Source organism: Micromonospora sp. NPDC050495 (assembly GCF_040655175.1).
Taxonomy (GTDB): domain Bacteria; phylum Actinomycetota; class Actinomycetes; order Mycobacteriales; family Micromonosporaceae; genus Micromonospora.
In genome coordinates this window covers 100,214-114,160 of record NZ_JBFAJK010000013.1, presented here as the reverse complement: position 1 = coordinate 114,160, position 13,947 = coordinate 100,214, and the positions used below count along the sequence as shown (strand labels likewise).

Annotated in this window: 15 protein-coding genes and 1 tRNA gene; 5 read left to right on the top strand and 11 right to left on the bottom strand. The window is 74.3% G+C overall.

Translation table 11 applies throughout. The features are described 5' to 3' along the window. The first annotated feature begins 49 nt into the window (after positions 1-49). Positions 50-1,102: a hypothetical protein gene (locus AB0I11_RS16010; protein ID WP_357319951.1), complete on the top strand. Its 1,053-nt coding sequence runs from the start codon at positions 50-52 to the stop codon at positions 1,100-1,102. A gap of 136 nt (positions 1,103-1,238) precedes the next feature. Here AB0I11_RS16010 and AB0I11_RS16005 read toward each other — a convergent pair whose 3' ends face one another. Further along, positions 1,239-1,835: a class I SAM-dependent methyltransferase gene (locus tag AB0I11_RS16005; RefSeq protein ID WP_357319948.1), complete on the bottom strand. Its 597-nt coding sequence runs from the start codon at positions 1,833-1,835 to the stop codon at positions 1,239-1,241. Between the two features lie 4 nt (positions 1,836-1,839). Then, positions 1,840-2,859 (bottom strand): NAD(P)/FAD-dependent oxidoreductase, encoded by a 1,020-nt coding sequence (locus AB0I11_RS16000; protein ID WP_357319945.1) that lies wholly within the window; start codon positions 2,857-2,859, stop codon positions 1,840-1,842. 81 nt (positions 2,860-2,940) lie between these two features. Here AB0I11_RS16000 and AB0I11_RS15995 point away from each other — a divergent pair, with 81 nt between their 5' ends. The 3 genes from AB0I11_RS15995 to AB0I11_RS15985 all read left to right on the top strand — a co-directional run bounded on the left by AB0I11_RS15995 (position 2,941) and on the right by AB0I11_RS15985 (position 4,762). Beyond that, positions 2,941-3,522, top strand: a complete 582-nt coding sequence (locus AB0I11_RS15995) for an XRE family transcriptional regulator (RefSeq protein WP_357319942.1) — start codon at positions 2,941-2,943, stop codon at positions 3,520-3,522. 100 nt (positions 3,523-3,622) lie between these two features. Continuing rightward, positions 3,623-3,814, top strand: a complete 192-nt coding sequence (locus AB0I11_RS15990) for a general stress protein CsbD (protein ID WP_357319939.1) — start codon at positions 3,623-3,625, stop codon at positions 3,812-3,814. Between the two features lie 189 nt (positions 3,815-4,003). Further along, on the top strand, positions 4,004-4,762 hold the full coding sequence (locus AB0I11_RS15985; RefSeq protein ID WP_357319936.1) for a hypothetical protein: 759 nt from the start codon (positions 4,004-4,006) through the stop codon (positions 4,760-4,762). A gap of 33 nt (positions 4,763-4,795) precedes the next feature. Here AB0I11_RS15985 and AB0I11_RS15980 read toward each other — a convergent pair whose 3' ends face one another. Further along, positions 4,796-5,566 (bottom strand): GNAT family N-acetyltransferase, encoded by a 771-nt coding sequence (locus AB0I11_RS15980; RefSeq protein WP_357319933.1) that lies wholly within the window; start codon positions 5,564-5,566, stop codon positions 4,796-4,798. Positions 5,567-5,629: 63 nt separating this feature from the next. Here AB0I11_RS15980 and AB0I11_RS15975 point away from each other — a divergent pair, with 63 nt between their 5' ends. Then, entirely contained in the window at positions 5,630-6,412 is a 783-nt protein-coding gene (locus tag AB0I11_RS15975; RefSeq protein ID WP_357319930.1) for a methyltransferase domain-containing protein, read from the top strand. Positions 6,413-6,425: 13 nt separating this feature from the next. On the opposite strand, the gene AB0I11_RS15970 is transcribed toward AB0I11_RS15975, so the two are convergent. The 8 genes from AB0I11_RS15970 to AB0I11_RS15935 form a co-directional block, all read right to left on the bottom strand. Continuing rightward, a complete protein-coding gene (locus tag AB0I11_RS15970) occupies positions 6,426-6,899 on the bottom strand; it encodes a DUF4279 domain-containing protein (RefSeq protein WP_357320078.1) in 474 nt (157 codons plus the stop codon). 119 nt (positions 6,900-7,018) lie between these two features. After that, positions 7,019-7,092, bottom strand: a tRNA-Ala gene (locus AB0I11_RS15965). 204 nt (positions 7,093-7,296) lie between these two features. Beyond that, positions 7,297-7,587, bottom strand: a complete 291-nt coding sequence (locus AB0I11_RS15960) for a dihydrofolate reductase family protein (protein ID WP_357319927.1) — start codon at positions 7,585-7,587, stop codon at positions 7,297-7,299. A 41-nt stretch (positions 7,588-7,628) separates the two neighbouring features. Then, complete coding sequence (locus AB0I11_RS15955) at positions 7,629-8,411, bottom strand: hypothetical protein (protein WP_357319924.1); 783 nt, start codon at positions 8,409-8,411, stop codon at positions 7,629-7,631. 178 nt (positions 8,412-8,589) lie between these two features. Then, the gene (locus AB0I11_RS15950; protein ID WP_357319921.1) at positions 8,590-9,228 is read right to left on the bottom strand and encodes a GNAT family protein; all 639 of its coding nucleotides are present in this window, start codon (positions 9,226-9,228) and stop codon (positions 8,590-8,592) included. A gap of 55 nt (positions 9,229-9,283) precedes the next feature. Further along, on the bottom strand, positions 9,284-10,597 hold the full coding sequence (gene glp / locus AB0I11_RS15945) for a gephyrin-like molybdotransferase Glp (protein WP_357319919.1): 1,314 nt from the start codon (positions 10,595-10,597) through the stop codon (positions 9,284-9,286). Continuing rightward, a complete protein-coding gene (locus tag AB0I11_RS15940; protein WP_357319914.1) occupies positions 10,594-11,589 on the bottom strand; it encodes a UTP--glucose-1-phosphate uridylyltransferase in 996 nt (331 codons plus the stop codon). Before AB0I11_RS15940 ends, glp begins: the two co-directional genes overlap by 4 nt. A gap of 9 nt (positions 11,590-11,598) precedes the next feature. Continuing rightward, positions 11,599-13,878 carry a diguanylate cyclase gene (locus AB0I11_RS15935; protein ID WP_357319911.1) on the bottom strand — a complete coding sequence of 760 codons (2,280 nt, stop codon included), beginning with the start codon at positions 13,876-13,878 and terminating at the stop codon, positions 11,599-11,601. Positions 13,879-13,947 lie beyond the last annotated feature (69 nt).

The following is a 13,947-nucleotide window of genomic DNA, read 5'->3' as shown; positions in this document are numbered from 1 at the left end:
GGCTTGTACCGTCGTCCCGACTGAATCTTCGAAGGTGCCAAGGAGTACGGTGAGCCACCCTCAGCCTCCGTTCGGATCGCAGGACCCGAACCAGCAGCCCCAGGAACCGCCCACCCAGCCGTTCCCCACCGCACCGATGCCGCCGGTGCCGAACAATCCGTACGCGCCCCCGCCCAGCTCGGGAGCCCCGTACCCGGCACAGCAGCCGAACGACCCGTTCGCCCCGCTGCCCCCCACCTCCGGCGCGCCGTACCCGCCGCCCCAGCCGGGCGCCTACCCGCCGCCGCCCCAGCCGGGCGCCTACCCGCCGCCGCCCACCTCCGGGGCGCCGTACCCGCCGCCGGGGCAGTACCCGTCGGCCCCCGGTGAGGCGTACCCGCCGCCCGGGCAGTACCCGTCGGCGCCCGGTGAGGCCTACCCGCCGGCCGGCGGTCCGTACCCGCCCGCCCCGGGCCAGCCGTTCGGTGGGCCGGTACCGGTGAAGAAGTCCAACAAGGGCCTCTGGATCGGCCTCGGCGTCGGCGCGCTGGTCCTGCTGCTGCTCTGCTGCGGTGGCGGCATCTTCGCCCTCTACAGCGGAGCGAAGAAGACCCAGGACGCGATTGAGAACCTGCCCACCCCGGGGATCACCAGCGGCCCGTTCGACGACACCCCGGCGCCGAGCGCCTCGCAGGCCACCCCGGACGCCGGCAAGACCGACGGCGAGACCTTCAACATGAAGCCCGGCGACACGCTGATCATCAACGACGACGACGGCACCGTCCGGATCACCCTGAGCAACTTCCGCACCAAGACCGGCTCCTGCCAGGAGTTCATGCCCGGGCCGAAGAAGGGCATGTACCTGATCGCCGACGTGACCGCCGAGGTCACCAAGGGCACCGGCTCGATCAACCCGTTCTACTTCCGCTGGAAGGGCGCGGACGGCAGCGACGAGAGCGGCATCTCCGGCGCCTTCTCCGGCTGCGGCAAGCTGCTCAGCGCCGGCAACAACCTGCCGAGCGGCACCAAGCGCACCGGCCAGCTCGTGCTGGACGTGAAGGACAAGAACGGCGTGATCGAGTACCAGCACAAGTTCCGGCCCGCCGGGTCCTGGAAGCCCTGACCCGCGCCGAACCGGACGGACACCGACCGTCCCGCGTGCCCCGCAGGGGCCGTCCCCACCCGGGGACGGCCCCTGCGCCGTCCGCCAGCCCGCTCAGGACCGGCGGGGACGGCCCCTGCGCCGTCCGCCGGGCCGCTCAGGACCGTCGGCGGGCCCGCAGGACGGCGTCCCGCAGCACGGTCTGGTGGCCGTCGTGCCGGACCGGCCGGACCCGCACCTCGGCGACCAGCACGTCCCACTCGGTCGCGTCGAGGCCGGCCGCGAGCTGCTCCGTCGTGACGTGCGACCGCGGCGCGTGCGGCGAGGACTCCCCCGGCGCGTGCCCGACGATCAGCAGCGTGCCGCCCGGGGCGACGCCCGCCGCCAGCCGGTCGACCAGTTCCTCCAGCGCACCCGCCGGGTGCACGTAATGGGCGCTGACCAGGTCGAAGTGCCGCTCCGCCGGCGCCCAGGAGGTCAGGTCGGCCCGCACCCAGTCGACCCGGCCGGTGTGCTCCCGCCGGCTCGCCCGGTCCAGCGCGGTCGGGGAGATGTCCACCGCGGTGACCTGCCAGCCCCGCTCGGCGAGCCAGCGCGCGTCGGCGCCCTCGCCGCAGCCGGCGTCCAGGGCCGTACCGGGCGGCAGGTCGGTCACCTCGGCCATCAGCTGCGGGTTCGGCCCGTGCCCGGACCCGTCCGCGTGCCGGTACCGCTCTTCCCAGTACGCCGCGCCGAACTCCTCCGACACGCTCATCCCCTCACAGTCCATGACGGCGGTCGCCCGCCACCAGCTCGCTCACCCGCGCCTCGGCCGCGGGCGAGAAGGGCTCCCGCCGGGCGGCCACCGCCTGGCGGGTCTCCTCGTTGACCAGGTCCCCGTTGATCTGCGCGGCGGCCAGGGCGCCCGCCGCCGCGGCGGCGCCGACCTGGGCGGCCGGGTCGGTGACGTTGCCCGCCACCCACACCCCCGGCACCTCGGTACGGCCGCCCGCGTCGGCCGGGACGTGCCCGCCCATCCCCGACGGATGTTCCACCGCACGCAGGCCCAGCGGGGCCAGGAAGTCGGCTCGTACCACCATCCGGGCCGCGACGGCCAGCGCCTCCCGGTGCACCAGGGTGCCGTCGGACAGGCGTACCCCGACCAGGCGGTCCTCGACGACCGCCAGCGACGCCACCTCGCCGGGCACCACCCGGACACCCCGGGCGGCGAGCTGCTCGGCCTGCTCAGCGCCGAGCGGCGGCGCGGTGTGGGCGAAGTACGTGACGTCGTCGCTCCACTGCCGGAACAGCAGCGTCTGGTGCACCGACATCGGCCCGGTGGCCAGCACGCCGATGGCCCGGTCCCGGATCTCCCACCCGTGGCAGTACGGGCAGTGCAGTACGTCCCGGCCCCAGCGCTCGCGCAGCCCGGCCACGTCCGGCAGCTCGTCCACCAGCCCGGTGGTCACCAGCAGCCGGCGGGCCCGGGTGCGGCGGCCGTCGGCCAGGGTCACCAGGAACCCGTCGCCGTCCCGGCGCACCTCGGCCACCTGGCCCGACGCCACCTGGCCGCCGTACCCCCGGACCTCCGCCCGGCCGCGCGCCAGCAGCTCGGCCGGCGGCATTCCCTCGCGGGCCAGCAGCCCGTGCACCCCCTCGGCCGGGGCGTTGCGCGGCGCGCCCGCGTCGATCACCACCACCGACCGCCGGGCCCGCGCCAGCATGAGCGCCCCGCTCAGGCCGGCGGCGCCGCCACCGATCACCACCACGTCGTACCCGTCTCTGATCTGCTCGGTCACGGTGACCACCTCCCGGGGCCAACCATCCGACCTGCACCCCGAAACTGGCAAACGTTGTTGCTGAGATGGCAAACTGACGGCATGGACGACAACCTGGACCAGACGCTCGACGCGGTCGGCCCCCGGCTGCGGGCCCTCCGCCAGCAGCGCGAGACCACCCTCGCCGAGCTCTCCGCCGCCACCGGCATCTCGGTGAGCACGCTGTCCCGGCTGGAGTCCGGCGCCCGCCGGCCCACTCTCGAACTGCTGCTCCCGCTGGCCAAGGCGCACGGGGTCACCCTCGACGAACTCGTCGACGCCCCACCCACCGGCGACCCCCGGGTGCACCTGCGGCCGGTCAACCGGCACGGGATGACCCTGCTGCCGCTGACCCGCCGGGCCGGCGGCATCCAGGCGTACAAGATCGTCCTCCCGGCCGGCGCGCGGCCCGCCGAGCCCGACCCGCAGACCCATGAGGGGTACGAGTGGGTCTACGTGCTCAACGGGCGGCTGCGCCTCGTCCTCGGCGACCACGATCTGGTGCTCGTCCCGGGCGAGGCCGCCGAGTTCGACACCCGGCTGCCGCACTGGTTCGGCTCCGCGGACGCCGAGGCGGTCGAGTTCCTCAGCCTCTTCGGCCGGCAGGGGGAACGCGCCCACCTGCGGGCCCGCCCCAAGGAGTAGCGGCGGGCCGCGGCGGCCTGGTTTCGGCGCGGGTGAGACGGGGACGCGGCAGTGAGCCCACGCGGACACCTCCGCGTCCGCACACCGGCAGGGAGGGACGATGAGCACCGAACGCGCGCGGGACAACCTGGAGGACCGGGCCGGCCCGGCTCGGGCCCGGATGGGCGACATGAACCGGCCCGAGCGGGCCGAGGCGGATCAGGTGATCGAGTTGGACGAGATCCGGGGCGAGCAGCCCGGCGAGCACGTGCAGAAGGACGCCCGGGACGCCCGGGACGACTTCACCAGCTGACGTTTCGGGCCGGACGCGGGGCGGGATCACCGACCCGCCCGGTCCAGGACGCCGCGCCCGCCCCCGGATCGAGGACGGGCGCGGCGGGCCGACGACTGAGGCGTCGCTGCCGGCCTTTCCTCGGTCGGCCCTGGCCGCCACCGTCCTTTCCGGAGAGACTGAGGTCTCGCCATCGAACGGGGCCGCGCCATGACCGATCCAGCCGTTCCGCACACCCCCGGTGCGTCCACCGTCCACGCCCTGCGCCGCGCTGTCGGTACGCCGGCCCGCCGGGTCCTCCTCGCGGTCACCCTGCTGCTCGGGGCGCTGGCCGCCGCGGCGCTGGCCCTGGCCGGGCCGCCCGACGATCGCACGTTCGCGACCCTGTCCGATGCGGCGCAGAGCCTGATGTCCGTCGTGGTGCCGGCCTTCGGCATCCTGCTCGTCCACGACCTGGAGCGGCAGCCCGGGGTCGTCCGCCGCACGCCCACCCTGCTGGCCGCGGCGCTGCTCGCCGCCGTCGTTGCGCTGTTCGGCGTCCTGGTGTGCGGCGCGGCCCTCGCCCTGACCACGTCGAGCGCGCAGGATCCGTGGCAGCACCTCGGAACCGTCGTGCTGGGCAGCGTCCTGGTCCAGGTGGTGGCCCAGTTCGTCGGCACCGGGCTCGGCCTGCTGATCCGGCGGCCCGCCATCGCGTTCGTCGCCACCATCGTCCTGCCGCTCGGCCTGTGGTTCCTGCTGGGCGCCGTCGACGTCCTCCGGCCGGTCCAGGCCCTGACTCCCTACTCCTCGGTCCGGCACCTGCTCTCCGGTCAGATGACCGCGCTGAACTGGGTCCAGTGGCTCGGGGTCCTGCTCATCTGGGGGGTGGGTCTGAACGCGTTCGGCGTGGCACGGCGCCGGCAGCGGACATCTCACGGCCAGCCGGCCCCGGCTCCCGAGGAGCAGCGCGCGTCACTGGAGCCGTAGGCGATCGGCTGCGCTGACCTGACCGCCCGCCGGCTACGGCCGCCGGCCGCCCGGCTGGCCACGGTCACCGTTGCTGTCGACCTGGTGGGCCGCGATCCGGATGCTCACCTGGTCCCCGAGCTCACGGAAGCCGAGCTGGCGAGCGAGCCGCCGGGAGGGCTCGGGGCGGGCCCGCCATTGCGGCAGCAGCTGGCTCCGAAGCGCGTCCGCCACAGCAGCGGACGCCACAGCACGGGCCAGTCCGCGACCGCGAAGCCGGGCGCTGGTGAGCACGCAGAGGTGGGCGACCGAGCGTGGCCACCGGCGGTAACCCGCCGCCGCTGCCACTCCTGCGCCGTCCCGGACGACGAACACCGCTGAGGTGATCTCGTCGATCCCGCTCTCCCCGACGTCGTCCTCGGAGACGTCGGCGACCAACCGGGCAAGGGCTGGATGTCCGGTCGGCAAGCGGGCTATGCCGGCGTCCGACGTCGCCGGCCGGAACTCCGACTCGTCGAGGTACGCCAACGAGGCGGGACCGAGCACGTCCACGACGCCGCGCTCCCCGCTCCACCGCTCAGCCTCGACGGCCGACCGGAGCGGCCGTCCGGTGAGCGATTCGCGCAGGAACCCGGCAGTGGCAGCGTCCGGCGCGGTGGCGATGCCGGAGTCTCCCAGCACCACGATGCCGGCCCAGCACGGCGGGCAGAGCCGCGACTCGGGAGCGACCACCACCCGCACGCCGCCTGTCGGGAAGCCGGTGCCGACCCCGGCGAGGCTGACCCAGAGATCCTGCACCCGGTTCACCACCGCCGTTCGGACCATCGATGCATCCTGCCCGCCTGTCGTCCCGCCGGCCACCGACTTCACGCCGATAGGCTGACGATCATGCATGGGTTCACCGACGTCGACCGCCAGTCGGACCCGAACTCGTGGGTCGGCGTACTGGGCCGGCTCGCCGAGGAGCCCTTCTACCAGGCATACCAGCGGCGGGTCCGTGAGCTGCTCCATCCGGCGCCTGGTCGTCGCTACCTCGAGGTCGGCGCCGGAACCGGGGCAAGCGCAGCCCGGCTGGAGGACGAGCACGGTGTCAGCGTGGCAGCCCTCGACCGTGCACTCACCATGGCTGCCGCCATGCGGGCCCGCGGCCTGACCCGGACCGCCGTCGCGGACGCCCATCACCTGCCGTTCCTCGACAACTCATTCGACGGGGCCTGGGCCGATCGCACCGTGCAGCACCTGGCCGATCCCCACGCCGCGATCACGGAACTCGTCAGGGTGGTCCGGCCGGCTGGCCGCATCGTCCTCGCGGACCCCGACTACGACACTCAGGTACTCGACATCGCCGACCAGAGCCTGGCCCGGCGCGTGCTGAGATTTCGGGCCGACGTCCTCCTCCGCAACGGCACCCTGGCGCATCACCATGCCGGCCTTCTCGCCGCACACGGCCTGGTCGCCATCACCGTCGAACCCCGGACGCTGGTGGTCCGGGACCCGACCGCCGTCGACAACGTCCTCGGCCTGCGCAGTTGGGCCGCCACGGCCGCTCAACGCGGCGCACTCGACCCGGCCGAGGCGCGCGCGTTCGAAGACCAGTTCGACGAGGCCGTCGCCGCGCACCGGTTCACCTACGCGGTCACGTTTTTCCTCACCGCCGCAACGGTCATCTGAGGCAGCGCCGGCCTCATCCGTAGGCGTACTCGTCCACGTCGAGCTCCGCTCGGGCCAGTCGAAGGAAATCCAACACCCGAGCGTCGACATGCCAGCCCAGCAACTGGTGCTGACCGGGGAGCTTCTCCAGTCCTTCGACCGGGCCGGTCAGGTCTTCTTCCTCGCCGTCCGGATGCTCGAACACCCGCACGACCTGCAGCATGCTCGCGGCCGGCCCTCCATCGATGGCGTCCAGCTCTGCGGCAAGTTCGCCGATGCGTTCCGCGTGGTCGAAGAGCCGACTCACGACCTGGTTGATCTGCTCGTCCACCGTCAATCCAGGCTTGCGACAGGTGATCTTCCACCGATGGCTTGCGGGCCTGGCAGGGTTGGCCAGACGGCTGCCACGAACGGCAATCTCGTCTGGTTCGATGCCGAGCCGCGCCGTGATCTCGGCGGCCGGCATCCGGTTGGAACTCAGCGCGAAGTACACGTACTGGGAGATCATCACCGGCGGAACCTATCCAGGCAGGTGCCTTCGGCGCTGCGGGATTCTTCCTCCGCTTCGCTGCGGTACGAGATCGCGAAAGGCCGTCTCCGACGGGCGGAAACGGCCTTTGAACTGGGTGGAGCTGAGGGGATTTGAACCCCTGACCCCCTCGATGCGAACGAGGTGCGCTACCGGTCTGCGCCACAGCCCCTCCGCTGGCGTACCAGCGTCGGTCCCACCCGGCTTGCACCGGGCGGGCCGGCGACAAGGCTAACAGGTCCGCGCCCTCCGGTGCGAATCGCCCCACCGGACGAGGAGATCTTGGAAGGAGAAGGCCCCCAACGGGGCCCGAACCTTCCAAGATCTCCCCGCCGGCCCGGCCGAGGGGACAGACCGGCCTGGTCGAGGGGACAGATCAGGCGGGGGCGTAGGTCAGGTTCAGCACGCCGCTCTTGAGGGCGTCGTGGCTGACCAGCCGCAGCGGGTGGGTCGGGGTGTCCTCGAAGAGCCCGTGGCCGTGCCCCACCACGATCGGGTGCACCAGCAGCCGCAGCTCGTCCAGCAGCCCGTTGGCGAGCAGCCAACGGACCGTGGTGGCGCTGCCCGACATGGCGATCTCCCCGTCGCTCTGCTCCTTGAGCTCCCGCAGCCGCGCCGCGACCTGGTCAGAGTCCCCCGAGATCAGGTGCGAGTTCTGCCAGGTCATCTCGGTGAGGGTAGTGGAGATCGCCGGCCAAAAAGTTCCGCTCAAGCTCCCCGGCCGCTCTGGTAGGGCCGCCCCCGCAGGCCACCGGCCCGCCGGTAGGAGACCGAGCCGCCGCTCGCCGCAGGCGGCAGATCCGCCGGCCGGTCCAGGCCCATGGCCGTACGCCGGACCGCCTCGCGCTGGGCGGCCAGCCGGCGCTGCGCCTCCCGCCGGGCCGCGGCGCGGCGGGCCTGCTCGCGGCGGACCTCGGCCTGCCGGGCGGCCAGCCAGGCCGCCTCCCGGGCCTCCGCGCGCCGCCGCCGGCGCTCGAGCAGGGCCCGCTGCCGCAGGTGTACGACGTACGCCACGAGCAGGGCGCCGGTCACCGAGACGCTGATCCAGAACCCGGGACTGACCAGCACCACGCCGATCAACTCGACGAAGTTGAGCAGCAGCAGGGCGGCGAGCACCCGCCGACGGCGGTAGACCGTCGGGGTGTGGCGGCGCTTGGGCGGGTGCCGCCGGCGGGACCTGGCCGGGGTGGGCGGGACCGCGCGCAGGCGGCTCGAGCGGCGCGGCGCGGGCGGGGCGGAGACCGGTTTGGTCAGACTCCCCGTGGCGACACCCTCACTGAGGGTGACGACGAGGTGTCGCGGCGGGTGCAGCGGTCGCCGCCCGGGCACGGTACGCCGTCGACGGTGGCGCTGGAGCACCCGCGCCGTCGACTGCGCCCGCTCCGCCACCAGCCGCTCGGTGGCGTCGTACCGGCGGACCAGCGCCGGCGCGAGGGCGAGCAGGCCGGCGGCGGCGAGGACGGCGAGGAGCACCGAGGTCGGCACCCTCACCCCTCCCGTCACCGAATTCGGGGCAAGCGCCACATCGCCGCAACTTGTTCCGTCGCCCGTCGTTTACGACGCAGATCATGCGGTTCCGCAGCGCTTGCCACAGCTTGCAGTTACTTGAGGTTACGGGCCGCCGACCTCGTTCACCGGACGCCGCGCCGGGCGTGGCGGGTGGGACGGTTCACCCTCGACTGTCACGTACGCGGTGCCACCGCGCCAGCAGCCCGCCCTCGGCGACCACTTCCTCGCTCGTCATCGCGTATCCGATGTGGTCCCGCCAGGCGCCGTCGATGTGCATGTAGCGGACGTGATACGCCTCCTCGCGGAAGCCCAACTTCTCCACCACCCGCTTGGACGGCGTGTTCTCCGGCCGGATGTTCACCTCGACCCGGTGCAGCCCGCCGGGGCCGAAGGCGTGGTCGACGGCGAGGGCCACCGCGGTCGGCATCACCCCGCGACCGGCCACCCGGGAGTCCACCCAGTAGCCGATGTAGCCGGAGCAGAACGCCCGGCGCACGATGCTGCCCACGTTCAGGTGCCCGACCAGCCGCTCCCGGCCGTCCTCGCGCAGGCAGACCGCGAACGGCAGGCCCTCACCGGTCCGCGCGGAGCGGCGCTGGTCGGCGTGGACGAAGCGGAACGCGGTCGCCGAGTTCAGCTCGTCCCAACTGCCCGGGACGTGCGACTCCCAGGGCGACAGCCAGTCTCGGTTGGCGCGCCGGATCTCCGACCAGGCCACCGCGTCCGAGCGCCGGTACGGCCGCAGCACCACCGGACCGTCCATCAGCACCGCGGGCCATCCGGGCGGGCGCCGGAACATCACCGGGCTACCCGTCCGTTCGCGACTGCGGGGCTCGCAAGCTCACTCCTCGCGCTCACCGGCGCCGGTCCAGCAGCAGCACGTCCACGGTGGAGCCCGCCGCGGCGGTCGTCACCCGCTCGCCGAGGACCAGCAGGCCGTTCGCCTCGGCCAGGCCGGAGAGGGTGAACGGCCCGCCGGCGAGCGGCTGGACGGTGTACCCGCCGCCGCGCCGCTCGGCCACGTGCGCCGGGCGGAACTCGCGCAACCCCACCGGGGACGAGACCGTCTCCAGCAGGTGCGCCCGGACGCTGGGCCGGAACACCGGCTCGGCGCCGGCCAGCAGCTGGATGGCCGGCCGGGCCAGCACCTCGAAGCCGATCAGCGCCGCGCCGGGCTCACCGGGAAGACACACCACCGGCACCTCCTCGGCGCCGACCGTACCGAATCCGAGGGCCGTCCCGGGATAGAGCGCCACCTCTGTGAAGGTGACCGGCCCGGCCCGGCCGCCCTCCCGTCGGGACAGGATGCGGCGGACCATGTCACCCGGGCCGGTGCCGGTGCCGCCGGTGGTGATGATCAGGTCGGCGCGCAGGGTCTGGTCCTCCAGCAGGCCGCGCAACGCCTCCGGGTCGTCGTCGCAGATCCCCACCCGGTACGCGAGCGCGCCGGCCTCGGCCGCGGCGGCGGTCAGGGCGTGCGAGTTGGTGTCCACCACCTGGCCGGGCTGGCTGGCTCGGCCGACGTCGACCAGTTCGTCGCCGGTGGCCACGATGACCACCCGCGGGCTGGGCCGCACCACCACGTGCCCGATGCCGGTGGCCGCGAAGACGGCGACCAGGGCCGGCGAGACGTACGTGCCGGCCCGGGCGAGCAGGGTGCCGGCGGGCAGTTCCTCACCGGCGCGCCGCAGGCCGTACCCGCGCTTGGGGGCGCGGAAGATCTCCACGGCGGCCATGCCCTGGTCGGTCCACTCCACCGGGACCACCACGTCGGCGCCGATCGGCAGCGGGGCGCCCGCCGCCACCGAGAAGCAGGAGCCGGGGGTCAGCCGGACCGGTCGCCAGCTCGCCGCGCCGAGGTCGCCGACCACGTTCAGCCGGATGCTGCGCCCACCGGGGATACCGGAGGGGGCCGGGACGTAGCCCGGCCCCCGGCTCCCTCCGGAGATGTCCTCCCAGCGCGCGGCGTACCCGTCCACCGCCGCCTGGTCGAAGGCGGGATACGAGTGCGGCGTGACCACGTCCTCGGCGAGGACGTTGCCGTACGCCTGGGTGAGGTCGAGGTCGAGCGGAGGCAGCGCGCGTAACCTGCGCAGCACACTGCCCAGGTAGTCGGCGAGCGGCGTCAACTCGTTCGCGGCCGCCTCGGCGTCGGCCGTCGCGGTCATGTATTGGGACCGCCCGACGCGTTGCGCACCCCGTTCAGGATCGCGGAGGTGACCGTCTCGTCGCCGTGGTTGACGAACTCCGTCAGCCACTTGCGGAACTCGGCGCCCAGGTCGTCCCGCTCGCAGGCGATCTGCACGACGGTCTGCAGGTAGCCCAGCGGCATGCCGGTGTCGTAGCGGGTGCCCCGGTAGACGATGGCGTGCACCGGCACCCCCTCGTTGCGCAGGATCTCCATCGCGTCGGTCAGCTGGATCTCGCCGCCGCTGCCCGGCTCGGTGCGCCGGATCGCGTCGAAGATCCGCCCCGGGAGCACGTACCGGCCGAGCACCGCGAGGTTGCTGGGCGCCTCCTCCGGCTTGGGCTTCTCCACCATGCCGGTCACCTTGACGACCTCGGCGATGTCGTGGAACTCCGGCTCGGCCGGCGCCACCGAGGCGATGCCGTACCGCTTGGTCTCGGCCGGGTCGACCTCGAAGAACGCCAGGACGATGCCGCCGGTGCGGGCCTGCAGGTCCAGCATCGCCGGCAGCAGCGGCTCGTCCAGCTTGACGAACTCGTCGCCGAGCAGCACCGCGAAGGGCTGGTCGCCGACGTGCGACTCGGCGTACCCGACGGCGTGGCCGAGGCCGAGCTGCTCGGGCTGCCGGCAGGTGTAGATCTCGGCCAGCTCCTCGGGGCGGCGTACCGCCTCCAGCACCTCGGGCTTGCTCTCCAGCCGCGCCTCCAGGTCGGGCCGGCGGTCGAAGTGGTCCACCATCGACGTCTTGCCACGCCCGGTGATCAGCAGCACGTCGGTCAGGCCGGCCTGGGCGGCCTCCTCGACGATGTACTGCAGCACCGGCCGGTCCACGACCGGCAGCAGCTCCTTCGGAACCGCCTTGGTGGCCGGCAGGAACCGGGTGGCCAGGCCGGCGGCCGGGATGACGGCCTTGACCGCGCGAGCGCGACCGGTCGCGGCGGTCGCTGAGGGGTTCGATGAGTGCTCCGACATGCCGCGAGACTATCGGCCACGGCTCTGCCGCGGCGGGTGAGGACCGGAAGACGCGCCGCCCTGCCCCGCCGCGGCGGGGTCCGGCGCACCGGCCCGGGGCAGCCCGTCGGGCGGGCTGAGCGCCACCGCCACCACCGGAAGTTCCTCGGTGGGGGCCGGATCCGGCGGGCGGGCCAGCCGGTAGCCGTCCCGGCCGGCGGCCTTGGCCGCGTACAGGGCGTCGTCGGCGGCGTCGAGCACCTGCTGGCCGGTGGCGGCGTGGTCCGGGTAGACGGCGATGCCGATGGAGACCGTGACGGCCACCCGGACCGGCTCCCCGCCGTGCCCGTCCACCGGCACCGGCTGGTCCCGGACCACCGCGCCGAGCCGCTCGGCCACGATCGTGGCGCCCCGGGCGTCGGTCTCCGGCAGCAGCACCACGAACTCCTCGCCGCCGTGCCGGAACGCCAGGTCGACCTCGCGGATCTCCCCGCGTACCCGGCGGGCGAACTCGATCAGTACAGCGTCGCCGGCGGCGTGCCCCCAGGTGTCGTTGACGTGTTTGAACCGGTCCAGGTCGAGGGCCAGCACGCTGAGCATCCGGCCGAACCGGTTGGCCCGTTCCACCTCGCGCCGGATCGACTCGCGCAGGTAGCGGTAGTTCCACAGCCCGGTGAGCGGGTCGGTGAGGGACAGCCGCTGCGCCTCCTCGTGCACCCGGACGTTCTCCACGGCCACCGCCGCGTGGCCGGCGAAGGTGCGCAGGGTGACCAGGTCGTCCTCGTCGAATCCGGCGGCGCCCACCCGGTCGTAGAGGACCAGCACGCCGAGCGCGCCGGAGCCGGGCGGGTCGGGGTCGCCGAACGCCGGCGGGTGTCCCGGCCGCTCGGGCCCGCGCCCGCCCAGCTCGGTCACCCCCGGCGCGGCGAACGGCACCGCCACGTACGTCTCGCAGGCCGGCTCGCCGGTCGGGACGTCGTCCGGCGTCCACCGGCCGCAGAGCGGCTCCCCGGTGGCGGCCACCGTGCCGATCACGCCGGTCCCCACCGGCACCCGCAGCGTCGCCGGGTCGGCTGGGCCGGCCGGGCCGGTTGGATCGGCCAGGTCCGCCGGGTCGGCCGGGCCGGCTGGATCGGCCGGGTCGGCCGGGTCGGCTGGGTCGGCCCCGCCGAGGCCTTCGACGCAGCGGCCGACCAGCACGCCGTCGCCGTCGAGCAGCAGCACCGCCCCGGAGCGGGCACCGGTCGCGGCGATCGCGCTGTGCAGGATCACCCGCAGGATGCGTTGCAGGTCGTGGGTGCTGGCCAGGGTGTCGCCGAGCACCGCCAGGTGCCCGCGCAACTGGTCCCGGCTGGTGGTCAGCGCGGCCACATAGCTCCCGGTCTCCCGGGTCATCCGGTTGAACGCACCGGCCAGCCGGCCGATCTCGTCCCGGCTGCGCACCGGTACCCGGGCGGTCAGATCACCGTCGGTCACCCGGTCCACCGCGCCGGCCAGCTCGACCAGCGGGCGGGTGGTCGCCCGGGCCAGCCGCCAGGCGGCCGCCACGGCGAGCAGGGCGGCCAGCACCACCGCGCCGACCAGGGCCGCGTACAGGCCGGGCGGGCGCTCGTCGGGCACCGAGAGGACCAGCGGCAGGGGTTGCCCCGGGGACGGCCCGACCCGGCGCACGTACCGGCCGTCGCTGGTCGCCGTCACCTGATCCCCGTCGAGGCTGCGGGCGGCGGCCAGCACCGCCTCGCGTACCCCCGGGGTCTCGGTGGGGTGGCCGACCGGCTCGGCGCCGGCGGCGTCGTCGAGGAGGGTGACCCCCACGCCGGTCACCGCGGCGAGCCGGGCGACGAAGGCCGGGTCGACCGGTTGCGCGGCGGCGACCGTGCCCAGGTCCACGCCGGCCGGGTCGCGGCACTGGACCCGGACGGCGAGCGCGCGGACCGGCCCGCCGGCCGGCGCGGCCCCGGCGCAGTCCTGCCAGGGGGCGCCCGGGCCGCCGGGGGTGGCGTAGCTGGTCCGGCCGGCCGTGTCGGTGATCCGCACGGCCCCGGCCAGCCCTCGGCCGACCACCTGGTCGGCCGCACGGGCCCGGGCGGCCGGATCGGTGACCAGGGCGACCGCGTCGGCCGCCGCGCGCAGCTGCTGGCAGAGCGCGTCGACGGAGGTACGTACCGCGGCGGCGGCCAGCCCCAGCCGCTCGGTGGCCCGGCTGCGGTCCAGCGTGGTCATCGTGGAGCCGACGAAGAACGCGCCGAGCAGGACGGGGCCGAGCACCACCGCGAGGAAGGCTGCCGTCAACCGCCCGCGTAGCGTCAAGCTTCCCCCCGGAAGTTCCGCGCCCCTCCTGCGATGCTGGCACAGAGTGACCGGGAGGCAAGCGTTGCG